A 22,726-nucleotide genomic window follows, 5' to 3' on the forward strand; every position below is an offset into this window, starting at 1 on the left:
CCATGGCTCCACCACTTGGGAACGACGTACACACATTCCGGTCTGTACGCAGACACAGCCGGCGGTCCGTGCTCGGCGGTCTCGGCTCTCTCGCCGCCCTCGGGGCGCTGGGGGCCGCCGGGTGCACGCGGGTGGCCTCGGCGTCGGACAAGCCGGGGGGTGACCTGCTCGAACGGCTCCGCGCGCAGGGGGTCGTGCGGCTCGGGATCGCCGGGGAGATCCCCTTCGGGTACATCGACAAGAACGGCCATCTCACGGGTGAGGCGCCCGAGTTGGCGAAGGTCGTCTTCAAGCGGCTCGGGGTCCACCGGGTGCAGCCGGTGCCGACGGAGTTCGGCTCGCTGATCCCGGGGCTCAACTCCCAGCAGTTCGACGTCGTCGCGGCCGGGATGTACGTCAACCCGGAGCGCTGCCAGCAGGTGATCTTCGCCGACCCGGACTACCAGATGCTTGACTCCTTCATCGTGCGCAAGGGCAACCCGCTCGGGCTGCACTCCTACAAGGACGTCGTCGCGAAGAAGGCCAGGTTCGCCACCGGCACCGGGTACGCCGAGATCGAGTACGCCGTCGGGGCCGGATACAAACAGGGCGACATCCTCATCGTCCCCGACCAGGTCGCCGGGCTGAACGCGGTGGAGGCCGGCCGCGTCGACGTCTTCGCCGGTACGGCGCTCACCACCCGCGAGGTGGTGAGGAAGTCGGCCAAGGCGGAGGCGACCGCGCCCTTCGCACCGCTGGTCAAGGGCAAGCCGCACGTCGACGGCGGCGCCTTCGCGTTCCGGCCCGCCGAGACGGCCCTGCGGGACGCGTTCAACGTCGAGCTGCACAAGCTGAAGGCGAGCGGGGAGCTGTTCCGGATACTTCGGCCCTTCGGCTTCACCAAGGCCGAGATGACCGGCCTCACCGCGAAGGAGCTGTGCGGCGGATGACCTCGGGACTGTGGGAACTCGTACTGAAGGGCGTCTGGACCACGATCCAGCTGCTGGTGTTCAGCGCCCTGCTGGCCACCGCCGTGTCCTTCGTCGTCGGCGTCGCGCGCACGCACCGCAGCCGGCTCGTGCGCTTCGTCGCCGGCTTCTACACCGAGGTGTTCCGCGGCACCTCGGCGCTCGTGATGATCTTCTGGGTGTTCTTCGTGCTGCCCATCGCGTTCGGCTGGCAGCTGGTGCCGATGTGGGCGGGCACGCTGGCGCTCGGGATGACGTACGGCGCGTACGGCTCGGAGATCGTGCGCGGCGCGCTGAACGCGGTCGACCCGGCGCAGAAGGAGGGCGGGGTGGCCCTCAGCTTCACGCCCTGGCAGCGCCTTCGGCTGATCGAGCTGCCGCAGGCGGTGCCGGAGATGATCCCGTCCTTCTGCAATCTGCTGATCGAGCTGCTCAAGGGCACCGCGCTGGTGTCGGTCATGGGCATGGGCGATCTGACGTTCAGCGCGAACCTGGTGCGGCTCGCGTTGCAGCAGAGCGCGGAGATCTACACGTACGTGCTGCTGATCTACTTCGCGATCGCCTTCGTGCTGACGCGGCTGATGCGGGCACTGGAGAAGAGGCTGAAGTCCGGCATCGGCAGGGACGCGGGGACCGAGTCCGGGGCGCGTGAGCTGAAGCGCGCGCAGACGACCGGAGTGGGGGGTGGTGTCGCATGAAGTGGGACTGGAACGCCGTGAGCGACTTCATGCCGGAGTTCTGGCACGGGCTGCTCGTCACCCTGCAGATCCTGGTCCTCGGCTCGCTGCTGTCGTTCACACTCGGCCTGGTGTGGACGCTGCTGATGCGGACGCCGACCCGGTGGGTGCGCTGGCCGGTCGGGGTGGTCACGGAGTTCGTGCGCAACACCCCGCTGCTGGTGCAGCTGTTCTTCCTGTTCTACGTGCTGCCCGAGTGGGGCCTGACCTTCTCGGCGCTGGCCACCGGCGTCTTCGCGATCGGCCTGCACTACTCGACGTACACGATGCAGGTCTACCGGGCCGGCATCGAGGCCGTGCCGGTCGGCCAGTGGGAGGCCGCGACGGCGCTGAACCTGCCCCGGCGGCGGACCTGGACCGCGGTGATCCTGCCGCAGGCGATCCGCCGGGTGATCCCCGCGCTCGGCAACTACGTGATCTCCATGCTGAAGGACACCCCGATGCTGATGGTGATCACCGTGCTGGAGATGCTCGGCCGGGCCCGGCTCTTCTCCCAGCAGCACTTCCAGTTCACCGAGCCCCTCACCGTGATCGGTGTGGCCTTCATCCTCATCTCCTTCCCGGCCTCTCTGCTGCTGCGAGCTCTGGAGCGACGCCTTGTCCGTTGAACCCCATACGAAGTCCACTGTCGCCGAGAGCGTGCCGGGCGAGCTGGTCCGGCTGGAGAAGGTCACCAAGCGCTTCGGCTCGAACACCGTCCTCGACGGGCTGGACTTCTCCGTCCGGCCCGGCAAGCACGTGACCCTGATCGGGCCCTCCGGCTCCGGCAAGACCACGATCCTGCGGCTGCTGATGACCCTCACCAAGCCGGACGAGGGCACGATCACCGTCGACGGGGAGCAGCTCTTCCCCGCACCGGAGAAGCAGATCCGCGAGGTCCGCAAGAAGATCGGGATGGTCTTCCAGCACTTCAACCTCTTCCCGAACATGAGCGTGCTGCGGAACATCACCGAGGCGCCGGTGCAGGTCCTCGGCCTGTCCGCGGACGAGGCCGAGGCGCGGGCCCGGGAGCTGCTGGAGCTGGTGGGGCTCGCCGACAAGTGCGACGCGAAGCCGACCCGGCTGTCCGGTGGGCAGCAGCAGCGGGTGGCGATCGCCCGCGCGCTGGCGATGCGGCCGCGGGTGCTGCTGCTCGACGAGGTGACCTCCGCGCTCGACCCGGAGCTGGTCGCGGGCGTCCTGGACCTGCTCAGGGACATCGCGCGCAGCACCGACATCACGATGCTCTGCGTGACCCACGAGATGGGTTTCGCCCGGGACATCTCCGACCAGGTCCTGATGTTCGACGGCGGCCGGGTCATCGAGTCGGGCCCGCCGGAGCAGATCTTCAGCGACCCGGAGCAGGAGCGCACCCGGGAATTCCTCAGCGCGGTGCTGTGATGGTGCCCCTGGCATATGCCAGGGGGTTGGTACCCCAGTTGGGAGAGGGCACGGGCGAGAACGGCGCACACCACAATCTCGCCAACACCCTCTCCCCGGGGACCGTTTGCCCGATATCGTGGGTAGCGATCCGCCGACCGGATTTCGCGGCCAGACAGGCGAGCCAGGGGGGAACACCGTGGCACTGACGCACGAGCCGACCGCCCCGTACCACTCGGCCCAGGACGCGCTGCGCGTGCTGGAGACCGTGGCGCGCCACTCCGCCGGGGTCACCGACACCGAGCTGGCCCGCAGCACCGGCTTCGGCGCCGAGCGGCTCACCGCACTGCTGCGCATGCTGCGCCGCGAGGGCTACGTCGAGCAGATCGGCGACGGGGCGTACGTCACGGGCGACACCCTGCGCCGGCTCACCTCGGCGCACGACCACGAGCGGGCCCTGGGCGAGAAACTCCAGCACACCCTGGACCGGCTGCGCGACTCGGTCGGCGCGGCGGTCTACATCAGCCGGTACGTCGACGGCGAGGTCAGGGTCACCCAGTACGCCGCCGGCCCGTCCACCCCGGCGGTGAACGAGTGGGTGGACTTCCGCTACTCCGCGCACGCCACCGCCGTCGGCAAGAGCCTGCTGACCCAGCTCGACCACGACGGCCGGCGCGACCATCTCTCCCGGCACCGGATGGCCCGCCTCACCTCGCGCACCATCACCAGCGACAAGCTGCTGCTCTCCCGTCTGGAGTCCCAGCCGCCGACGGTGCCGGTGCTCGACCTCCAGGAGTACGCGGTCGGCACGGTCTGCGCGGCCGTCCCGATCACGGCGGGCTCCTCGGTGGGCTGCCTCGCCCTGTCCCTCCCGGTGGAGCACGCGCACCGGCTGAAGCAGGCGGCGGAGGCGCTCAACCGCAACGCGGCACCGCTGCTGCTGTCGCTCACGCTCTAGGGCGGCAGGGGGATGGTCACGAGCACCCCTCGGGACCAGGTAGTATTTTCTTCGTCGCCAGCCGCGGGAGACAAAATCCGGCGGACGGCGGGAGTCATGCGCCGCTAGCTCAGTTGGTTAGAGCAGCTGACTCTTAATCAGCGGGTCCGGGGTTCGAGTCCCTGGCGGCGCACATAAACGAAGGGCCCCTCGCGAGAGCGAGGGGCCCTTCGTGCTGAAGCTCAGAACGTGACGTCCGAGCAGGCGTAGAAGGCGTTGCCGGTGTCGGCGATCGTCCACACCGCGAGGATGACGTGGTGCCCGCTCAGCCCGCTCGGCAGGGTGCCGCTGTGGCTGAGGGTGGCCGGCGGGCGCTGGCCGTTGTACGGCACCGTCAGGAACGGGGTGAGATCGAGGTCCGAGCGGGACAGGGCGTGGTTCTGGTTCCAGCCCTGCTTGGTGACGTAGTACGTGAAGTCGGTCGTGGCGTGCATGGCGGTGAACTGCCAGCGGAAGGTGTACGTCTGGCCGCCCGTCACCCTGGTGGTGGGCCAGGCCCCGCCGGAGGGCGTGGTCGGCGAGCTGAGCTGGGCGAACCGGTCGAGGCCGCCGTTGCAGATCTGTCCGTCGGCGGGTCCCGCGGCCGGGAAGCCCTTGGGACCCTCGACGCTCTGCGGCTCGTACTGGATGTCGCCGCAGCCCGTCACCGTGCCGTTGGCGCACAGCTTCTGCCTGCTGATGGGGAGGTCGGTGTAGCCGTGCCCGCTGGCGCCGCCGGTGGAGAGCACGAACGCGCCGGCGGTCACCACCCCGAGCACGACCGCGGTCGATGCCGAGAATCTGGTCTTGGTGCGCATGCTGCCGCTCCTCGAGAACGTGGGGAGTTCGGGTGAGCCGTGCAGATGGTGCGGTTAGGTCTAGACCAAGTCTCAGATTATTGCCGCCACTCGAACATGTCCATACCAATCGCGGCGTGCGCTACCCGGGCTCCCCGCGCCCCGAGCAGAAGGCGACGGTCAGGTCCCGCACCAGCACCTTGCGCTCGTGGTCGTCGAGTTCGACCAGGCCGCGCCCGGTCAGCCGGGTCACCGTGTCCTCCACCGAGTCCACCACCGAGCTGAGCATGCCGGCCCGCTGCCGGGCGTCCAGCCGGGCGATCCGGCGCCGGTGCATCGCGGCGGCGATCTCCGGGGCGTACTCCACCCGGACCGGCTGGACCGAGAACACGTCCAGGCCGACCGGCGCGCTCTCCGCCGCCACCAGCCGGGTCAGCGCGTCCCCGGCCTCCGTCATGCCGTCGCGGGCCTCGCCCTCCGGCTCCACGGGCACCCGGGCCAGCGCCGTCTCCACGCACGCGCGCAGGTACGTCTCGTGGTCCTCGACGCCGAGCACCGCCCGCGCGGTGTCACGGACCCGCCACACCACGAGGACCTGCACCCTGAGCCCGGCGCCGTCCGGATCCGCCGCCGGCATCTCCTCGCTGCGCCAGTGCCGCAGCCGCACGTCCACCGCGTGGCGCGGCAGCAGCGGGTTCACCCACAGCAGCCCGGTGCGCCGGACGGTCCCCCGGTAGCGGCCGAACAGGCCGAGCACCCAGGCCCGCCCGGTGCGCCCCCGGGTCAGCCCGCCGAAGCCGAGCGCGCCGAGCACCCAGGCCCCGGCGTACGCGGCCCACTGCGCCGGTCCGAGCCCCGCACCGGTGGGCACCGGCAGCCCGAGCGCGTGCGTCGCGAGCCGGGGCAGCAGCCCCGCCCACCACGTCGTCGCCACGCATCCGGCGACCCCGCACACCCCGGCGAGCACCCCGGCCGCCCCCGGCAGCACCCGCGCGGGACGCTCGGTCAGCTCCGGGTCGACCTCCGGCAGCGACCGGCGGGGCGCGGCGGGCTTGAGCGGCACCTTCACCGGATACGACGGGTCGGGGGTGCCGGGGAAGGGCAGCGGGACGGGGATCTCCGCGGTCGTCTCGTTCTGGGCCGACGGGCCCGGCAGGCCGCCCGGGCCCACGGCGGCCTCCGGTCGCCCCTCGGACTCGGGCGGCGTGTGTGACGTGGTCGTACTCATGCGTGCCTCCAACCTCCGCGCCAGATGCGCCATGAACAGGGAAGTGAGCAGGAAGTGAGTAGGGGTGGGCAGGAATGGACAGAGGACGAGCGGGGAGTCGCGGGTCAGGTTCCGGTCACGCGGTCCGGGCCGGCGGTCGGGAAGAGCCGGCGCCAGGTCTCCGGGCCCGGGTAGCCGTCCGCCGCGCCGCCCCGCCAGCCCTGGGCTCGCTGGAACGCCTCCACGGCACGGCGGTCCGCCTCGCTCCAGACCGGACCGGGACCGGTGGCGTAGAACCTGCCGAACCCTTTCTCCACCAGCCGGCGGCCCAGTTGGGTGACGTGGTCGTTCTCCGCGCCCGGCAGGAAGAAGGCGCGGCCGGGATAGCCGGGCACTCCGTGCGAGACGGGCCGGGCGGCCGGGCGGGCGGCGGCGGACCGGACGGGGAACCGGGACCCGCCCTTGCCGTCGGCCGCCGGGGCGCCCGCGGTGGCCGGGGTCACGCCCTTGTAGCGGTAGGGGACGTACTTGTCGGTGTTGCTCCAGTAGGGGTAGGGCGTGGGCTGGCTCCGTGCGCTCGGGGGTGTCTGCTCGTAGACCGTGTAGGAGCCGTGCGTGTAGTCGGTCCAGCCGCCGAAGATCACCACGTGGGAGCCCTTCTCGGGGTTGTCGGGGTTGTGGTAGAGCAGGATGTCGCCGGGTTCCAGCTCCTCCTTGGTGATCTTCTCGCCGAACGAGCCGAGGCTGCCGGTCCACTCGTTGGTCCCGAGGTTCCAGGCCATGGAGACGTAGCCGGAGCAGTCCTGCCGGTACCCGTCGGACCAGTAGGTGCTCATGCTGTACGGCACCTTCGCCGTCACCCAGACCTTGGCCCGCTTGATGATGTCGGCCCGGGTCGTGGCGGGGACGTTGGCGGGGTTGGCGGGGCCGGCGCTCTTGCCGTGCAGCCCGGACCGGGGACCCTGCGGGGTGTCGGACCCGTCGTCCGCGGGGACGTGGGGGCGCTGGACGGCGGGCCGGCCGACGGTGAGGGCGGCGGCCGGGGCGGCCGCGCCGAGAACGGCGACCGCGGCGACGACGACACCACAGGCGGCCGAAAGGCCGAGCGGGCGTCCCGGCGGCGTACGGCGGCCCACGAACACCGGAGCGGTCATGAGATCTGCCTCACATTCAGAGGTAATTTGTCCGCGTGTGTGCACGTTGGTCAGTTTCCCAACTGTCCACCGGGCCGCCACTTTGACGGTCCGAATGATGTACGCGGCCGCCCGGCACCCGTCCGGCCATCCGGCGGTGGTCGAAGGCACCCCTCAAGGTCAGGTAGAGTTATCCCGTCAGCAGGCGCCGCTAGCTCAGTTGGTTAGAGCAGCTGACTCTTAATCAGCGGGTCCGGGGTTCGAGTCCCTGGCGGCGCACGATGACGATGGCGATCCACGTCCGCAGAAAGCGCGGACCTGGGTCGCCATCTCTGTTATTGCGCGGCTTCGCCGCGCGAAGCGGGGGCTCCGCCACCCACACCCCCGATCGGAAAGGCCCCTCGTGCGAGCGAGGGGCCTTTCCGTATCGCGCCGGTATCCCTCTGCCGGTCCCCTCGTTTGGCCGGATACCCTCTGGCCATGGCAGCCCGGGACCTCCAGGAGCGGATCAAGAAGCTGATCGTCGACCGGCGGCTGCCCTCGGGTGCCCCGCTGCCGACCGAGCCCGAGCTGATGGAGTACCTCGGGGCGAGCCGGAACTCGGTGCGCGAGGCACTGAAGGCGCTCCAGGCGATGGGCATCGTGGAGATCCGGCACGGGTTCGGGACGTACGTCGGCTCGATGTCGTTCGCGCCGCTGATCGAGGGCCTGGCCTTCCGCACGGTCGCCGGGCACTACCGGGGCGAGGACTCCCTGCTCCAGCTGCTGGAGCTGCGCGAGGCCGTGGAGATCGGGCTGGTCTCGCGGCTCGCCGGGCGGCTGCCGGAGGCGGACCTCGCTGAACTGGATGCCCTCGTCGCCCGTATGGAACAGGAGGCCGCACAGGGAGCCGGCCTCGCCGAGACCGACCGCGCCTTCCACGCCACCCTCTACCGGGGGCTGGACAACGTCCTGCTGAGCGAGGTGCTGGAGGCGTTCTGGGACGCCTTCCACCGGGTGCAGCGGGATCTGGTGGACGTGCCGCAGGACCCCCGGGTCACCTGTCGCCAGCACCGGGAGATCCTGGACGCGGTCCGGTCCGGGGACTCGCCGCGGGCGGAGGAGGCCATAAGGGATCACTTCGGCAACATCCGTGTCCGCCTCTCCACGACCGGCGCACCCCGGCCCTCCGGAAGCACCGGCGCACCCCGATCCCCCGCGCCCCACGCCCGCCACAATGAACGGGTTTGAGCGGTAAACACCGCGTTTCGCGTCTTGCGATCATGCTGAACGGCGTAGAACCCTGGATGTCCAAGCTGCGGCCCATTGGCGGCAGTTGGGGGGAAGTAACCGGTTGCGCACCGACGGGGAAGGGGCCCCTGCAACCGGAAGGTCGCGATCCCGTGTCCATGCAGTGGGGAGGACGTGGAGATACGCGCCATCACTCGCGCCACCGCTGAACAACAACACGCAGTGACCTGCGTGTGGGGGGACTGACTCATGACGTCGACGCCGAGGGGCGCCGGGCAGAGCCACGCTCACAACGAGACCGACGAGACCGACGACCCGTCACGGACCACACAGCTGAGGGCGGTCACCCATCGGACGGGTCAGTTCCGCCGCATACGCAAGAGCCTGCCGAGATACGACTACGAGCACTACAGCCGGCTCGCCGGCCCGCTCACCCAGCCCGACCCGGCGAAGCCGTACACGGTGGCGTACCGGTCGCTGCTGTCGCAGGAACCGCATCGCATACGCGCGGCGCTCATGCTGGGCGCGGCCCCGATCCTCTCGCTGGTCCTGCTGTTCTGGCTGCTGCGCCCCGCGCACTGGACCGAACGGGACTACCCCGCCTACGACTTCCTGCCGGCGCTCGACGTCGTCATGCTCGTCTCGATCGGCCTGATCGAGTTCTTCCGCTGCATGAACGTGCTGTCCAACGCGCACGCCACGCTCGTCGCCCGGGACCCGGTCCCGGTCGTGCCCGAGACCGGCACCCGGGTCGCCTTCATCACCACCTTCGTGCCCGGCAAGGAGCCGCTGGAGATGGTGACGAAGACCCTGGAGGCGGCGGTGCGGCTGCGCCACCGGGGCCTGCTGCACGTGTGGCTGCTGGACGAGGGCGACGACCCGGCCGTCAAGGAGGTGTGCGCCCGGCTCGGCGTGCACCACTTCACCCGCAAGGGGGTGGAGAAGTGGAACCGGCCCAAGGGGCCGCACCGCGCGAGGACCAAGCACGGCAACTACAACGCCTGGCTGGAGGCGCACGGCGACTCCTACGACTACTTCGCCTCCGTCGACACCGATCACGTGCCGCTGCCCAACTACCTGGAGCGGATGCTCGGTTACTTCCGCGACCCGGACGTCGGCTTCGTCATCGGCCCGCAGGTCTACGGCAACTACGACACGTTCGTCACCAAGGCCGCCGAGTCCCAGCAGTTCCTCTTCCACGCCCTGATCCAGCGCGCCGGCAACCGCTACGGCGGCCCGATGTTCGTCGGCACCTCCAACGCCGTACGGATCAGGGCGCTGAAGCAGATCGGCGGGCTGTACGACTCGATCACCGAGGACATGGCGACCGGCTTCGAGATGCACCGGGCCAAGAATCCGGCGACCGGGCGGAAGTGGAAGTCCGTCTACACGCCGGACGTCCTCGCCGTCGGCGAAGGCCCGAACGCCTGGACGGACTTCTTCACGCAGCAGCTGCGCTGGTCCCGGGGGACGTACGAGACGATCCTCAAGCAGTACTGGAAGGGCCTGTTCACGCTGGGGCCGGGCAAGCTCTTCAACTACACGATGATGATCATCTTCTACCCGATGTCCGCCCTCAACTGGATCCTCGCGGCCCTGAGTTGCGCCCTGTTCCTCGGGCTGGGCGCCTCCGGCGTGAACATCGACCCGGCCGTGTGGCTGATGCTGTACGGCAACGCCTCCGCGCTCCAGATCGGCCTGTACGTCTGGAACCGACGGCACAACGTCTCCCCGCACGAGCCGGAGGGGTCGGGCGGTGTCGCGGGCATGGTGATGTCCGCGCTGTCCGCGCCGATCTACGCCCGTTCGCTGATGGACGCGGTGCTGCGCCGCAAGAGCACGTTCGTCGTCACGCCCAAGGGCGAGTCGGCCAGCCCCGACACGCTGTTCGGGACGTTCCGGGTGCACTGGTTCTTCATCCTGGTCTTCGGCGGCTCGCTCGCCGCCGGTTTCGTGTTCGGGCACTCCCACCCGGCGATGATCGTCTGGGCGGCCCTCGCGCTGCTGATCACCGCCTCGCCGATCCTCGCCTGGCGGTACACCCTGCGGCGGGAGCGGCGCGAGCCCGCGCCCGTGGTGGCGGGGACCGGGCCGCAGGACGCGGTGCCCGCCGCGCCGCACCCGGCGCCGGTGCCGCAGCAGCGGCCGTCCTGGGCGAGCGGCGGCCCGTCGGCGGGCCCGGCCGCGGAGACGAACGAGCAGACCATGCAGATCGCCCTTGGCGGACTTGGGGGACGTAAGGAATGAAGGACCAGGCCGGCCGCCGTCGCGCCCGCAGGCTCGCGATCGGGACGGCGGTGGTGCTCGCGCTGGCCGGGATGAACGGGCCGTGGGTCTACCGCTTCACCACCGCGCAGTACCACCAGTACAAGATCAACAGACCCGAGTACAAGGCCGAGAACGGCCACTGGGACATCATCGAGTTCCCCGAGGAGTTCCGGCAGGACACCATCCACGCGAGCCTGCTGCGCACCGGGAAGATCCTGATGATCGCGGGCTCGGGCAACAACCAGGACAACTTCAACGCCAAGAAGTTCGACACCCGGATCTGGGACCCGGTCAAGGGCACGATCAAGAAGGTGCCGACCCCGGCCGACCTGTTCTGCACCGGCCACACCCAGCTCGGCAACGGCGACGTCCTGATCGCCGGCGGCACCAAGCGGTACGAGAAGCTCAAGGGCGACGTCAAGAAGGCCGGCGGCGTCATGATCCTCTACAACGAGAACCCGGACAAGCCGATGACGCTGCCGGCCGGCACGAGGTTCACCGGCAAGCAGAACGGCAGGACGTTCGTCTCGCAGGACCCGGTGCTCCTCCCGCGCGCGACGAAGGTCTTCGACAGGGCGGGCAAGTGGCTGCGGAACAACCCCGGTTACGGCCGGGTCTACGTCGAGGCGCCGCGCGAGGGCACCCAGTACGAGACCGGCACCCAGGACAACTACACGATCCAGGGCCTGAGCGGCGCCGACGCGCGCAACACGTACGGCATCGCGCAGAAGCTCGCCCTCGACAAGAAAGACTTCGAAGGCATCAAGGACGCCTACGAGTTCGACCCGGTCGCCGAGCGGTACATCAAGGTCGACCCGATGAACGAGGCCCGCTGGTACCCGACGCTCACCACCCTGTCGGACGGCAGGATCCTCAGCGTCTCCGGCCTGGACGACATCGGTCAGCTGGTGCCGGGCAAGAACGAGATCTTCGACCCGGCGACGAAGAAGTGGACGTACACGAGGACGACCCGGCAGTTCCCGACGTACCCGGCGCTGTTCCTGATGCAGAACGGGAAGATCTTCTACTCGGGGTCCAACGCGGGGTACGGCCCGGACGACGTGGGCCGCGAGCCCGGCATCTGGGACGTCGGCAGCAACGCCTTCACCAAGCTGCCCGGGCTCAGCGACCCGAACATGATGGAGACCTCCGCGACCGTGCTGCTGCCGCCGGCGCAGGACGAGAAGTTCATGGTGATCGGGGGCGGCGGGGTAGGTGAGTCGAAGCTGTCGAGCAGGAAGACGCGGCTCATCGACCTGAAGGCCGGGAAACCCGCGTTCACGGACGGGCCGTCGCTGGAGAAGGGGACCCGGTATCCGCAGTCCTCGGTCCTGCCCGACGACACGGTGCTGGTGTCGGGCGGCTCGGAGGACTACCGGGGGCGCGGCGACTCGAACATCCTCCAGGCGCGGCTGTACCACCCCGACAGCAACAGCTTCACGCGGGTCGCCGATCCGCTGGTGGGCCGCAACTACCACTCCGGGTCGATCCTGCTGCCGGACGGGCGGGTGATGTTCTTCGGCTCCGACTCGCTGTACGGCGACAAGGCGAACACCAAGCCGGGGAAGTTCGAGCAGCGGATCGAGATCTACACCCCGCCGTATCTGTACCGGGGTGCGCGGCCGTCGCTGAGCGGCGGTCCGCAGACGATCGCGCGGGGCGCCTCGGGGACGTTCACGTCGCGGCAGGCGGCCGGCCTCAGGAAGGCGCGGCTGATCCGGCCGAGCGCGTCGACGCATGTGACGGATGTGGACCAGCGGTCGATCGCGCTGGACTTCAGGGTGTCCGGGGACAAGGTCACGGTGACCGTGCCGACGAACCGGAACCTGGTGCCGTCCGGGTGGTACATGCTGTTCGTGGACGACGACCAGGGGACGCCGTCCGTCGCACAGTGGGTCAAGGTGTCGTAGGGCTACTGCTTACTGTTCCGGGCCAGGGCGAGTGCGTAACTCGCCCACCAGTCGCCGGCCTTCGGGCCGCCCTTGCACGTCCCGTCCGACTCCCCCGGGCGCTTGACCCACAGGTAGGCGTCCACGAGGGGGTCGGACGTCTTCGTCGTCGGGGTCTCGCCGAGGGCGCGGCCCGGCGGGTTGCACCAGCGCCGGCCCGGATCGCCCTGTGTGGCGGGGCCGTTGCCGTTGCGGCTGGTGTCGATGACGAAGTGCTTGCCGCCCACCTTCGCCGAGAGCTGTTTGCCGTAGGCGAGGGAGTCCTGGGTGGAGTAGAAGTTGGAGACGTTGACGGCGAAGCCGTCGGCCTGCGCGATGCCGGCCTGCTGGAGGGGCTGGAAGATCTGGTCGGGACGGCCCCAGCCGGCGTTGCCCGCGTCGAGGTAGACCTTGGTGTTCTTCAGGGACTTGAGCGTGGTGATCGCGCCCCGGAGCAGGTCGTAGCGCTCCTCGTGGAACTGGTTCGGCGTGCAGCCGTCCACCAGGTGCAGTACGGCGTCCGGTTCGAGGACGACGACGGCCGGACGGTCCTGGATGCCCCGGGCCACGCCGTCGATCCAGGCGCGGTAGGCGTTGCCGTCGGCGGCGCCGCCCTGCGAGTACTGGCCGCAGTCGCGGTGCGGGATGTCGTAGAGCACGAGCAGGGCCGTGCGGTCGGCGTGCTGGGCGGCCTCGGTGAAGCCGCGGGCCTCCTGCTCGGGGTTCTCCGGGCCGATCCACTCCCCCACGGGCTGCTCGGCGATCTTCCGGATCTGCTCGGCGTCGGAGGTCCTGCCCGCCTTGGTGTAGGCGGCGAGCTGCCGGGCCGCCGTGCCGTCCGGGTTCACCCAGAACGGGTCGGCGGACTTGGGCTGTTGGGTGATCCGGGCGCCCGCGTCGGCGTTCTTGTCACCGCCTCCGCCTCCCGAAGAGCAGCCGGCGAGCAGCAGCGCCGCCCCCAGCACCGCCGCCACGGACACCCGGGCGCCAGGTCCTGTCGTCGCGGGGCGGGCGGGAGTGTGATGACAGGGCCTGGCCCCCCTGCTGTCGTCCATACGATTCCCCCCTGGGCGCACTGGTCCGGGTGCCGTCCCATGCTGACATATCCGGACGCCCCGTCACGAGGTCGCACGCCGGGGCGTACGGGGGTCAGTGCGTGGTGCCGGTGAGGTAGGCGTTGACCACCACGTTGGCGGTGTAGGAGCTCGTGGTGCGGTCGAAGGCGCCGCCGCAGGTGATCAGGCGCAGTTCGGCGCGGCCGGGGCGGTGGGGGCCGTAGGCCTGGTGGGCGTCGAAGCCGGTGCGGGGCAGGACGCGGACGTCGTCGACGGTGAAGTGGGCGACCGTGCCGTCCGAGCGGACCACCCGGACCGTCGCGCCCGGCGTGAGCGTGCTGAGCTTGTAGAAGACACCCGGTCGGGTCGCGGTGTCGACGTGTCCGACCAGGAGGGCCGCGCCCTTGGCGCCGGGGCTGGCGCCGGCGCCGTACCAGCCGACCACGCCCGGCTGGTCGAACGGCGGCGGGTCGACGGCGCCCTCGGTGTCGAGGCCGCGGGCCACCACGGGGGCCTGCACGCCGAGCCGGGGGATGTCCACGCGCTGCGGCAGCGCGTCGGCGAGCGGCGCGGCCGCGCGGGGCAGCAGGGCGGGGTCCACGGCTCCGGAGGCCCAGGTGCCACCGGCGGCCGGGTCGTCCGCGCCCTCCGGTACGCCGGTCACCGCCCGCCCCCACAGCCACAGCCCGAGCAGCAGCAGCGCCCAGGTGACGAGGGTGACCAGCCGTCCGGTGCCGGTGCCGGGATGCCCCTGGTCGTCGGTCATGCGGGCCCGTCAGCGGCCGGTACGGCTGTTGCGGCCCCGGTGTCCGCGGAGCCCGACGGCGAGCGCGGCGACCCCGGCCAGCCCCAGACCGGTCACCGTCTCGGCGGTACCGGGCCCGGACTCACTGGTGGCCACGGTGGCGAAGTGGGTGGCGGTGCCGCCGCCGCCCGCGTGGACCGGGGCGACGGGGGAGGCGGCGGAGTCGGGGCGCCGGCCCGGATCCCCCGTCTGTCCGGTCTGTTCTGTCTGGCTGGTCCGTCCGGTTCCCCGGTCGGAGCCCGGGGCCGTTCCCCGGGCGTCGCCCTGGCCGCCCGCCACGGTGATCCGTCCGCTGATGACGTAGTCGGCGCAGGTGATCCGCACGTCGTAGGCGCCGGGCGCGAGGGAGGAGCGGACGCGGGTCTCGCCGGAGAGGGAGCCTCCTTTGCCGGTCAGCCGCGCGTCGGAGACGAAGGCGCCCGAGACGGCGGTGCCCTCGGGACCGGAGCAGCCGTGGACGCGCAGGGAGACGTCGGTACCGGGGGACGGGGAGCCGGGAGTCACGGAGACCGAGCCGCCCTCGGCCGCGTGAGCCGACGGTGTGAGGGCGGCGACGGCCAGGATTCCGGTACAGACAGTGAGGCGAAGTGAGCCCATCGTGAACCTCCAGTTATCTGGAGGCTCCCCCGGCGCAGGCGCCCCCGCATCCCCTGAGGGCGCCCGATTGCTCCATATGGGTGGGCCCGGGTTTGAAAGCCGCTGGTCAGCCGTGTCAGACGAGGTCGACCAGGTCCGCGATGGAGTCGACGACCTTGGACGCGCGGAACGGGTACTGGTCGACGGAGTCCGGCTGGGTGACCCCGCTGAGCACCAGGAACGTGCGCATACCGGCCTCCAGACCCGCGAGCACGTCGGTGTCCATGCGGTCGCCGATCATCGCGGAGGTCTCGGAGTGGGCGCCGATCGCGTTGAGCCCGGCGCGCATCATCAGCGGGTTGGGCTTGCCGACGAAGTACGGCTTCTTGCCGGTCGCGGCGGTGATCAGGGCGGCGACCGAGCCGGTGGCGGGCAGGTCGCCCTCGATGGAGGGGCCGACGTTGTCGGGGTTGGTGGCGATGAACCGGGCGCCGTTGTTGATCAGCCGGACGGCCTTGGTCAGGGCCTCGAAGGAGTAGGTGCGGGTCTCGCCGAGGATCACGAAGTCGGGCTCGTGGTCGGTGAGGATGTAGCCGATGTCGTGCAGGGCCGTGGTCAGACCGGCCTCGCCGATGACGTAGGCGCTGCCGCCGGGCCGCTGGTCGTTCAGGAACTGGGCGGTGGCGAGCGCCGAGGTCCAGATGTTCTCCACCGGCACGTCCAGGCCCATCCGGCGCAGCCGGGCGTGCAGGTCGCGGGCGGTGTAGATGGAGTTGTTGGTCAGCACCAGGAAGGGCCGGCCGGATTCGCGCAGCTTCTTCAGGAAGGCGTCGGCGCCGGGGATCGGGACGCCCTCGTGGATCAGGACACCGTCCATGTCGGTGAGCCACGACTCGATCGGCTTGCGGTCTGCCATGTTGTGCGTCTCCTGGCGTACGTGCGGTCGACAAGGCAAAGCGGGGGCGCCGGAACCACGGCGTACCGACGCCCCCAGCCTAATCAGCGTGGCCTGATCCTGACCCGGCCGTCCGCCTGTCGATCGGCTCAGCTGCCGGTCGCCGACTTCCAGTCCTCGACGTACGTCGTGAGGTTCTTGTCGATGTCGGTCCAGTCGGGTTCGAAGAAGTCGACGCCGTCCATGATCCTGGTGAGGGCGACGGCGTTGGCGTCGGTGGCCCTGATGTCCTGGCGGGCGCTGAAGCCGCCGCCGATGGAGCTGACCTCCTGCTGCTGCTTCTGCGCGAGCATGAAGTCGAGCAGCTTCTTTCCGTTCTCGCTGTGCGGGGCCTTGGTGACCAGGCCGGCCGCGTAGGGCAGGGCGAAGGTGGAGGGCTTGCCGTCCTTGTCGGCCGGGAACCAGATGCCGAGGTTCGGCATGGTCTTGGCCTGGGCGTAGTTCATCTGCACATCGCCGTTGGCGGCGAGCAGTTCGCCCTTGTCGACCTTGGGCGCGAGCTTGCCGGTGGAGGCGGACGGGCCGACATTGTTGGCCTGGAGCTTCTTCAGGTAGGCGAGGGCCTGTTCCTTGCCGCCGAAGTCGTGGATTGCCTTGATGAGGACGGCGGTGCCGTCGCCGGCGACGCCCGGGGTGGAGTACTGGAGCTTGTTCTTGTACGTGGCGTCGAGCAGTTCGTTCCAGGTCTTCGGGGCCTGCTTCAGCTCCTTCTTGTTGTAGACGAAGCCGAAGTAGTTGTCGACGACGGAGATCCAGGAGCCGTCGACGGCCTTGTCGGCGCCGCTGACCCGGTCGGAGTCCTTCACCTCGTACTTCTGGAGCAGGCCCTTGGCGTCGGCCTCCTGGATGAAGGGCGGCAGCGTGACGAGCACGTCGGCCTGCGGGTTGCTCCTCTCGCGGACGGCGCGCTGCACCATCTCGCCGGAGCCGCCCTCGACGTACTTGACCTTGATGCCGGTCTGCTTGGTGAAGTCCGCGAAGACCGTGTCGTACCAGCCGTCGCCGTTCTCGCCCTTGAGGCCGTCGGCGCTGTAGACGGTGACCTCCTTGGCGTCGGAGGCGGTGGAGGTGCCGCAGGCGGACAGCGCGGGGGTGGCGAGCAGGGCGAGGGCTAGGGCGAGCGAGAGGCGGTTTCTGGGCATGGCGAGGCCAACTCCTGGCGTTTTCACGGGGGTTACGGGAGTGGAGGGGATGGTCTGCGGTGGGGGTGTCAGCGGTACGACGCCCGGGTGCGGACCCGGGAGACGGCGAACAGGACGAGCAGGGTCGCGGCCATCAGCACCACGGCCACGGCCGAGCCGGTGAACAGGGCGCCCCGGTCGGTGGCCGCGTAGATCAGGACCGGCAGCGGGGTCCAGTCGGGCGGATAGAGCATCATCGTGGCGCTCAGCTCGCCCATGGACAGGGCGAAGCAGAGGCCGGCGGCGGCGGTCAGGGAGGGCAGCAGAAGAGGGAGGCGGACCCGCCACAGGACGTACCCGGGTCGGGCGCCGAGGGAGGCGGCGGCCTGTTCGTAGGCCGGGTCGAGGCGGGTGATCGCCGCCGACACGGACTGGTGGGCGAAGGCCGTGACCAGCACGGTGTGCGCGAGGATCACGATCCACCGGGTGCCGTTGAGCAGCAGCGGCGGCCTGGAGAAGGCGACGAGGACCGACAGACCGACCACGACGGAGGGTACGGCGACCGGCAGGACGAACAGGGCGTCCATGATCCTGCGGTACCGCTTCCTCAGCCCCGCCGCGGCCAGCGCGGCCCAGGTGCCGACGGTCAGCGCGAGCAGGCTGGCGCCGACGGCCGTGAGCAGGCTGGTGGTGAGCGCCTGGACGGCCTCGCCGCGGGTGGCGGCACGGTAGTTGGCGACGGTCGCGCCCGAGGGCAGGACGCCGGACCAGTGGGTGGCGAAGGAGGCGCCGACGATGACGAGGAGGGGCAGGGCGAACAGCGGCAGGAAGAGGACGGCGAACACCGTCCACACGGCCCACCTGGCCCCGCGGCTATGCACCAGCACGACGGCTCACCACCCGGTAGAGGGCGTAGAGGCCCACGGAGATCAGGACGTTGACGACGGCGACCACGCACGCGCCCGGGTAGTCGGACTCCAGGATCGCCCTGCTGTAGACGAGCATCGGCAGGGTGGTGACGCCCTTGGCGCCGGTGAACAGCACGATGCCGAACTCGTTGAGGCAGAGCACCAGGACGAGGCTCCCGCCGGCGGCGAGCGCGGGCAGCGCCTCCGGCAGGATCACCTGCCGCACGATCCGCGGCGCCCGCGCGCCCAGCGAACTGGCCGCCTCCAGCTGGGCGGTGTCCAGCTGCGAGAAGGCGGCGAGCAGGGGCCGCATCACGAACGGCGTGAAGTAGGTGACCTCCGCCAGCAGCACGCCCCAGGGCGTGGTGAGGAACTGGAAGGAGCCGACGATGCCGGTGCTGCCGTAGATGAACAGCAGAGCCAGCGTGATGAGGAAGGACGGGAAGGACAGGTACACGTCGATGAACCGCGCCACCCCCTTCGCCCCGGGGAACGGCACGAACGCGATGACCAGCGCCAGCAGGAACCCGAGAAGCAGACATCCGGCGGTGGAGGCGAGCGCCAGCCAGACGGTGGTCCCAAGCGCGTGCCGGAAGGCGTCGGAGGCGAAGACGTCGGCGTACGGCTGGAGGGAGGTGCCGCCGGAGTCGGGCTGGAAGGACTGCTGGACGACGAGGCCGAGGGGGTAGAGGAAGAAGAGGGCGAGCAGGACCACGGGAGGCAGGGCCCACAACAGGCGAGGTCCTGTCGTCAAACTCCCGCCGTCCGCCCGGAGGGCGGGCCTCGCGGCGTCAGGCGCGTGCTCTCGGCGTGCCGGGCCCTGGCCCTCGTACTGGACGTACTCGGGCCGAAGGCTGGGGGAGGGAGTTTGACGACAGGGCCTAGGCATGGCTGACTCCGGCGGGCAGCAGTACGGCGTCGTCGCAGGCGAAGTGGAGGCTCACGAAGTCGCCGTGGGCCGGCGGAGCCTTCAGTTCGCGCACGTCCGCCATGAGCGTGTGTCCGCCGACCTCGACGTACAGCCGGTGCGTGGCGCCCCGCCACTGGATCTCCCGTACGACGCCGGTGAGTTGGTTGGGGCCCTGGCCCAGCCCGACGACGTGCGGCCGTACGCACAGCGTGGCCCGCGCCCCCGCGGCCGCCCCGTTCGTGTCGACCTCCAGCTCGGACCCCGCGAAGGAGACCCCGCCGGTCCCCACGGTCACGGGCACCAGGTTCGCGCCGCCCACGAAGGAGGCGGTGAACTCGTCGGCCGGGGAGCGGTACAGCTCCCTCGGTGTCCCGCAGGACTGGAGCCGCGCCTTGTCCATGACGGCGATCCGGTCGGCCAGGGTCAGCGCCTCGACCTGGTCGTGGGTGACGTACAGCATCGAGACGTCGGGCAACTCCCGGTGCAGCCGGGCCAGTTCGGTCAGCATCCCGGAGCGCAGCCGGGCGTCCAGCGCGGACAGCGGCTCGTCCAGGAGCAGTACGTCCGGGCGGATGGCCAGCGCGCGGGCGATGGCGACCCGCTGCTGCTGTCCGCCGGACAGCTCGCGCGGATGGCGGCGGGCGTAGGCGCCCATGCCGGTCATCTCCAGCGCCTCGGCGACCCGTTGCCGTATCTCGCCCTTGGAGAGCTTGGGTGTCTTCCTGGCCCTGAGCCCGAAGGCCACGTTCTCGTCGACCCGCAGGTGCGGGAAGAGCGCGTACTGCTGCACGACCATGCCGATGCCGCGCCGGTACGGCGGCAGGTCCGTCACGTCCCGGCCGCCGAGGAGCACCCGCCCGGACACGGGCCGTACGAACCCGGCGACCGCCCGCAGCGCGGTGGTCTTGCCGGAGCCGGACGGCCCGAGCAGCGCCATGACCTCGCCGGGCTCGACGGTGAGGTCGAGCGAGTCGAGGACGACGTTGCCGTCGTAGGCGACGGTGACGGAGTCGAAGCGGATGCCCATCTCAGCGCGCTCCCGACAGCAGCGCGGGCAGACCGGCCACCGAGTCGAGGACGTGCGTGGCGCCGGCGGCGTGGAACTCGGCGTCCCCGTGGGCACCGGTGCGTACGCCCGCGACCAGCCCGGCGCCCGCCCGTACCCCGCTGAGCACGTCGTAGGAGGTGTCGCCGACGACGGCGACCTGGCGCACGTCGTCCGCGGCCCTGGTGCGGACGAAGGCCGCGAGGACCATGTCCGGGTACGGCCGTCCGCGCCCGCCGGCGTCGGCCGGGCACAGGGTGAGCGAGACGGGGAACGAGGGGTCCCGCCAGCCGAGGGCGTCGAGGATGGCGTCCCGGGTGACGCGGGCGAAGCCGGTGGTCAGCACGACGGTCCGGCCGCTGCCGGCCAGTTCCTCGATGGCCTCGCGGGCGCCGGGGACGGGGGCGATCAGGCCGCCGTCGACCAGCTCGCCGTAGGCCTTCTCGAAGGCGGCGTTGGCGCGCCGGGCCTTCTCCTCGGTGCCGAACAGGTGCCGGAAGACGGAGATCTTGGACTCGCCCATGGTGGCGCGGACGTGCGCGAGGTGCTCGGTGTGCTCGGGCGAACCGGTCTCGACGCCGAGTTCGCCTGCGGCGGCGGCGAAGGCGCGCTCGACGAGGCCGTCGTCGCCGACGGTGGTGCCGGCCATGTCGAGGACGACGAGACGGATGTCGGTGGAGAGGGTCGTGGAGGGGGTCATGGGGGTGCTCACCAGCCCAGTTCGTTCGCGGTCGTTTCGGCTATCGCCGGGGAGCAGGTCATGCCGCGCCCGCCGGGCCCGGTGACCAGCCACACACCGTCGCTCACCTGCTGCCGGTGCACGACCCGGCTCGTGTCGGTGCACTGCGCGTACACGCCCGCCCAGCGGCGGCGGATGCGCGGCAGCGGGCGCCCGAGCAGGGATTCGACGACTCCGGTGAGGTGCTCGTAGGGCTCCTCGACGGTGTCGAAGGCGAAGGGGTGCTCGTACTCGTGGGTGTCGCCGATGGTCAGTCCGCCGTCGGCGCGCTGCACCATCAGCAGCTGCATCCTGTGCTCGGCCGCCGTCGGCGCCTGGGGCCGGCCGGCGTTGAGCGCGTCCAGCGCCGGGGAGCCGTAGGCCGGGTAGTAGCGGAAGCTGTCGGCGTCCGCGACGGAGGTGGTCAGCTGCTCGCCCAGCGGGTCGGTCTGCATCATCTGCAGGCGGACGCGGCGCACGGGCAGGTCGGGCCCGGCCAGCTCGCGGACGAGTCCGCCGAGCCAGGCGCCGGTGCACAGGACGACGGCGTCGGCGTGGTGCACGTCGCCGTGGTCGTCCCGTACGGCGCCGGGGCCGACCACGTCGCGGACTTCACGGCCCGGCAGGAAGGTGTAGTTGGGGGACTTCAACAGCTCCTCACGCAGGGCGAGTTGGGCGGTGCGCGGCTCGACGGCCGCGTCGCGCTCGCAGTACAGGGCCGCGGTGAACTCGCCGCGCAGGGCGGGGTTCAGGGCGCGCGCCTCGGCGGGCGGCAGCAGCTTGTAGCCGCGGGCGGCCGCGTCCGGGCGGGCGAGGGCGGCCTCGGCGACCGCCAGCTCCAGGGCGCCGCGGACCGGGGTCAGCGACCCGTTGGCCCGGAACCCGAGCTCCGGCACGCGGGCGCCGATCCCCTCCCACAGCTCCCGCGCCCGCAGCGCGGTCTCCAGCTCTTCGCCACCCGCGCGGCCGCTGACCCAGATCTGCCCGAAGTTGCGCAGCGAGGCGCCGCGCGCCTCGGTCTCGCGCTCGATCTGGACGACCTGATGGCCACGCTGAACCGCATGCCAGGCGTGCATGGTGCCCACCACGCCTGCTCCTACGACTGTCACTCTCACGTCGGCAACGCTCCTCGGGACCGGGGAACCGGAGATATCCGGCTGTCAACGAGAGCGTGAACGACCTCTCAAGTTTGGGCTAGACCCGTTATCTTTTCGTGATACAACTGAGAGTGCCCGAGTGCTCGCCGCACCCGCTTCTCAGCCGCTCAGATGCGTGGTGAAGGAGAACCTGTCGCCCCGGTACAGCGAGCGCACCCGCTCCAGCGGCCGGCCCTCCGTGTCCCGGGAGACACGGTGGATCAGCAGCATCGGAAGGGCGGGCGGCGTGCCGATGAGCAGCGCCTCGCGGGGGGTGGCCAACACGGTCTCGATGCGCTCGTCCGCGTCACCGAAGGCGATGCCCTGGGCGGTGAGATAGCCGTAGAAGGAGGAGTCGGGGTCGAAGTCGGCGTCCAGCCGGGGCACCCGCGCGACGGCGACGTACGTGCTCTCCAGCCCGACCCGTTCCTCGTCGGCGAGCAGCACGCGCTCCAGGTGCCACACGGGTTCGCCCCGGGTGAGCCCGGTCTCGGCGGCGAGGGCCTCGGGGCACGGGAAGCGGTCGAGGGTGACGAGGGTACGGCCGGGCGTACGGCCCTGCCGGCGCACCCCTTCGGTGTAGCTGGCGAGGGACAGCGGCTGGGCGAGCTTGGGCCCGGCGACGACGGTCCCGCGCCCCCGGCGCTGCAACCGCCCCTCCAGCACCAGCTCCCGCACCGCCTGCCGCACGGTCTCGCGCGCGACGTCGTACCGCTCGGCCAGATCCCGCTCGGTGGGGATGGGGCTGCCCTCCCCCAGCTCCTCCAGCAGCGCGGCGATCCGCGCCTTCACGGCGTAGTACTTGGGGATGCGCCCGTGCTCGGGGATGCCGGAGCGGACGGGGGCGCCGGGGGCCTGGTCGTTCGGGTAGTCCACGCAGGGATGTTCGCAGACGACGGAAGCGCTTCCGGTACG

22 protein-coding genes and 2 tRNA genes are annotated in these 22,726 nt (G+C 70.8%); 10 read left to right on the forward strand and 14 right to left on the reverse strand.

The genetic code is table 11. The features are described 5' to 3' along the window. Positions 1–2: 2 nt before the first annotated feature. The 6 genes from ehuB (at position 3) to ACZ4MF_RS28660 (ending at position 4,173) form a co-directional block, all read left to right on the forward strand. The gene (ehuB, locus tag ACZ4MF_RS28635; RefSeq protein WP_467494757.1) at positions 3–929 is read left to right on the forward strand and encodes an ectoine/hydroxyectoine ABC transporter substrate-binding protein EhuB; all 927 of its coding nucleotides are present in this window, start codon (positions 3–5) and stop codon (positions 927–929) included. Beyond that, positions 926–1,645, forward strand: coding sequence for an ectoine/hydroxyectoine ABC transporter permease subunit EhuC (gene ehuC / locus ACZ4MF_RS28640; protein WP_467494758.1), 720 nt, complete (start codon positions 926–928; stop codon positions 1,643–1,645). Before ehuB ends, ehuC begins: the two co-directional genes overlap by 4 nt. Further along, complete coding sequence (gene ehuD / locus ACZ4MF_RS28645) at positions 1,642–2,292, forward strand: ectoine/hydroxyectoine ABC transporter permease subunit EhuD (RefSeq protein WP_356038945.1); 651 nt, start codon at positions 1,642–1,644, stop codon at positions 2,290–2,292. The genes ehuC and ehuD overlap by 4 nt, the downstream gene beginning before the upstream one ends. Further along, positions 2,282–3,064: an ectoine/hydroxyectoine ABC transporter ATP-binding protein EhuA gene (gene ehuA, locus ACZ4MF_RS28650; RefSeq protein ID WP_467494759.1), complete on the forward strand. Its 783-nt coding sequence runs from the start codon at positions 2,282–2,284 to the stop codon at positions 3,062–3,064. The genes ehuD and ehuA overlap by 11 nt, the downstream gene beginning before the upstream one ends. Before the next feature lie 178 nt (positions 3,065–3,242). Continuing rightward, entirely contained in the window at positions 3,243–4,001 is a 759-nt protein-coding gene (locus tag ACZ4MF_RS28655; RefSeq protein WP_467494760.1) for an IclR family transcriptional regulator, read from the forward strand. A 98-nt stretch (positions 4,002–4,099) separates the two neighbouring features. Next, a tRNA-Lys gene (locus ACZ4MF_RS28660) sits at positions 4,100–4,173 on the forward strand. Between the two features lie 49 nt (positions 4,174–4,222). Here the strand turns inward: ACZ4MF_RS28660 and ACZ4MF_RS28665 are convergent. The 3 genes from ACZ4MF_RS28665 to ACZ4MF_RS28675 form a co-directional block, all read right to left on the reverse strand. Further along, positions 4,223–4,837, reverse strand: coding sequence for a lytic polysaccharide monooxygenase auxiliary activity family 9 protein (locus ACZ4MF_RS28665; protein ID WP_467494761.1), 615 nt, complete (start codon positions 4,835–4,837; stop codon positions 4,223–4,225). Positions 4,838–4,958: 121 nt separating this feature from the next. After that, positions 4,959–6,044, reverse strand: coding sequence for an SPFH domain-containing protein (locus ACZ4MF_RS28670; RefSeq protein WP_467494762.1), 1,086 nt, complete (start codon positions 6,042–6,044; stop codon positions 4,959–4,961). Between the two features lie 104 nt (positions 6,045–6,148). Further along, positions 6,149–7,177, reverse strand: coding sequence for a peptidoglycan-binding protein (locus tag ACZ4MF_RS28675; RefSeq protein WP_467494763.1), 1,029 nt, complete (start codon positions 7,175–7,177; stop codon positions 6,149–6,151). Between the two features lie 184 nt (positions 7,178–7,361). Here ACZ4MF_RS28675 and ACZ4MF_RS28680 point away from each other — a divergent pair. From ACZ4MF_RS28680 to glxA, 4 genes are all read left to right on the forward strand, one after another. After that, a tRNA-Lys gene (locus ACZ4MF_RS28680) sits at positions 7,362–7,435 on the forward strand. 201 nt (positions 7,436–7,636) lie between these two features. Beyond that, positions 7,637–8,386 carry a FadR/GntR family transcriptional regulator gene (locus ACZ4MF_RS28685; RefSeq protein ID WP_467494764.1) on the forward strand — a complete coding sequence of 250 codons (750 nt, stop codon included), beginning with the start codon at positions 7,637–7,639 and terminating at the stop codon, positions 8,384–8,386. Positions 8,387–8,635: 249 nt separating this feature from the next. Then, positions 8,636–10,633, forward strand: a complete 1,998-nt coding sequence (locus ACZ4MF_RS28690; protein ID WP_467494765.1) for a glycosyltransferase family 2 protein — start codon at positions 8,636–8,638, stop codon at positions 10,631–10,633. Then, the gene (gene glxA, locus ACZ4MF_RS28695) at positions 10,630–12,564 is read left to right on the forward strand and encodes a radical copper oxidase GlxA (protein ID WP_467494766.1); all 1,935 of its coding nucleotides are present in this window, start codon (positions 10,630–10,632) and stop codon (positions 12,562–12,564) included. Before ACZ4MF_RS28690 ends, glxA begins: the two co-directional genes overlap by 4 nt. A gap of 2 nt (positions 12,565–12,566) precedes the next feature. Here glxA and ACZ4MF_RS28700 read toward each other — a convergent pair whose 3' ends face one another. The 11 genes from ACZ4MF_RS28700 to ACZ4MF_RS28750 form a co-directional block, all read right to left on the reverse strand. After that, complete coding sequence (locus ACZ4MF_RS28700; RefSeq protein WP_467494767.1) at positions 12,567–13,637, reverse strand: glycoside hydrolase family 6 protein; 1,071 nt, start codon at positions 13,635–13,637, stop codon at positions 12,567–12,569. 94 nt (positions 13,638–13,731) lie between these two features. Beyond that, the gene (locus ACZ4MF_RS28705; protein ID WP_467494768.1) at positions 13,732–14,403 is read right to left on the reverse strand and encodes a class F sortase; all 672 of its coding nucleotides are present in this window, start codon (positions 14,401–14,403) and stop codon (positions 13,732–13,734) included. A gap of 9 nt (positions 14,404–14,412) precedes the next feature. Continuing rightward, entirely contained in the window at positions 14,413–15,039 is a 627-nt protein-coding gene (locus tag ACZ4MF_RS28710) for a hypothetical protein (RefSeq protein ID WP_467494769.1), read from the reverse strand. Positions 15,040–15,154: 115 nt separating this feature from the next. Continuing rightward, positions 15,155–15,934, reverse strand: a complete 780-nt coding sequence (locus ACZ4MF_RS28715; protein ID WP_467494770.1) for an HAD-IIA family hydrolase — start codon at positions 15,932–15,934, stop codon at positions 15,155–15,157. Positions 15,935–16,062: 128 nt separating this feature from the next. Next, a complete protein-coding gene (locus ACZ4MF_RS28720; RefSeq protein WP_467494771.1) occupies positions 16,063–17,115 on the reverse strand; it encodes a 2-aminoethylphosphonate ABC transporter substrate-binding protein in 1,053 nt (350 codons plus the stop codon). 68 nt (positions 17,116–17,183) lie between these two features. Further along, positions 17,184–17,981, reverse strand: coding sequence for an ABC transporter permease (locus tag ACZ4MF_RS28725; RefSeq protein WP_467494772.1), 798 nt, complete (start codon positions 17,979–17,981; stop codon positions 17,184–17,186). After that, a complete protein-coding gene (locus ACZ4MF_RS28730; RefSeq protein ID WP_467494773.1) occupies positions 17,968–18,756 on the reverse strand; it encodes a 2-aminoethylphosphonate ABC transporter permease subunit in 789 nt (262 codons plus the stop codon). Before ACZ4MF_RS28730 ends, ACZ4MF_RS28725 begins: the two co-directional genes overlap by 14 nt. Before the next feature lie 127 nt (positions 18,757–18,883). Continuing rightward, positions 18,884–19,939: an ABC transporter ATP-binding protein gene (locus ACZ4MF_RS28735; RefSeq protein WP_467494774.1), complete on the reverse strand. Its 1,056-nt coding sequence runs from the start codon at positions 19,937–19,939 to the stop codon at positions 18,884–18,886. Position 19,940: 1 nt separating this feature from the next. After that, a complete protein-coding gene (locus ACZ4MF_RS28740; RefSeq protein ID WP_467494775.1) occupies positions 19,941–20,657 on the reverse strand; it encodes an HAD family hydrolase in 717 nt (238 codons plus the stop codon). Between the two features lie 8 nt (positions 20,658–20,665). Next, on the reverse strand, positions 20,666–21,751 hold the full coding sequence (locus ACZ4MF_RS28745; RefSeq protein ID WP_467494892.1) for a TIGR03364 family FAD-dependent oxidoreductase: 1,086 nt from the start codon (positions 21,749–21,751) through the stop codon (positions 20,666–20,668). Positions 21,752–21,931: 180 nt separating this feature from the next. Further along, positions 21,932–22,687, reverse strand: a complete 756-nt coding sequence (locus ACZ4MF_RS28750) for a GntR family transcriptional regulator (RefSeq protein ID WP_467494776.1) — start codon at positions 22,685–22,687, stop codon at positions 21,932–21,934. Positions 22,688–22,726: the final 39 nt, after the last annotated feature.

Source organism: Streptomyces sp. NPDC025793 (assembly GCF_055558375.1).

Bases quoted from the DNA above. Each gene is read 5' to 3' on its own strand.
- ehuB (WP_467494757.1), top strand. From the start codon at position 3: ATGGCTCCACCACTTGGGAACGACGTACACACATTCCGGTCTGTACGC.
- ehuC (WP_467494758.1), top strand. From the start codon at position 926: ATGACCTCGGGACTGTGGGAACTCGTACTGAAGGGCGTCTGGACCACG.
- ehuD (WP_356038945.1), top strand. From the start codon at position 1,642: ATGAAGTGGGACTGGAACGCCGTGAGCGACTTCATGCCGGAGTTCTGG.
- ACZ4MF_RS28665 (WP_467494761.1), bottom strand. From the start codon at position 4,837: ATGCGCACCAAGACCAGATTCTCGGCATCGACCGCGGTCGTGCTCGGG.
- ACZ4MF_RS28670 (WP_467494762.1), bottom strand. From the start codon at position 6,044: ATGAGTACGACCACGTCACACACGCCGCCCGAGTCCGAGGGGCGACCG.
- ACZ4MF_RS28675 (WP_467494763.1), bottom strand. From the start codon at position 7,177: ATGACCGCTCCGGTGTTCGTGGGCCGCCGTACGCCGCCGGGACGCCCG.
- ACZ4MF_RS28685 (WP_467494764.1), top strand. From the start codon at position 7,637: ATGGCAGCCCGGGACCTCCAGGAGCGGATCAAGAAGCTGATCGTCGAC.
- ACZ4MF_RS28690 (WP_467494765.1), top strand. From the start codon at position 8,636: ATGACGTCGACGCCGAGGGGCGCCGGGCAGAGCCACGCTCACAACGAG.
- glxA (WP_467494766.1), top strand. From the start codon at position 10,630: ATGAAGGACCAGGCCGGCCGCCGTCGCGCCCGCAGGCTCGCGATCGGG.
- ACZ4MF_RS28700 (WP_467494767.1), bottom strand. From the start codon at position 13,637: ATGGACGACAGCAGGGGGGCCAGGCCCTGTCATCACACTCCCGCCCGC.
- ACZ4MF_RS28705 (WP_467494768.1), bottom strand. From the start codon at position 14,403: ATGACCGACGACCAGGGGCATCCCGGCACCGGCACCGGACGGCTGGTC.
- ACZ4MF_RS28710 (WP_467494769.1), bottom strand. From the start codon at position 15,039: ATGGGCTCACTTCGCCTCACTGTCTGTACCGGAATCCTGGCCGTCGCC.
- ACZ4MF_RS28715 (WP_467494770.1), bottom strand. From the start codon at position 15,934: ATGGCAGACCGCAAGCCGATCGAGTCGTGGCTCACCGACATGGACGGT.
- ACZ4MF_RS28720 (WP_467494771.1), bottom strand. From the start codon at position 17,115: ATGCCCAGAAACCGCCTCTCGCTCGCCCTAGCCCTCGCCCTGCTCGCC.
- ACZ4MF_RS28735 (WP_467494774.1), bottom strand. From the start codon at position 19,939: ATGGGCATCCGCTTCGACTCCGTCACCGTCGCCTACGACGGCAACGTC.
- ACZ4MF_RS28740 (WP_467494775.1), bottom strand. From the start codon at position 20,657: ATGACCCCCTCCACGACCCTCTCCACCGACATCCGTCTCGTCGTCCTC.
- ACZ4MF_RS28745 (WP_467494892.1), bottom strand. From the start codon at position 21,751: ATGCACGCCTGGCATGCGGTTCAGCGTGGCCATCAGGTCGTCCAGATC.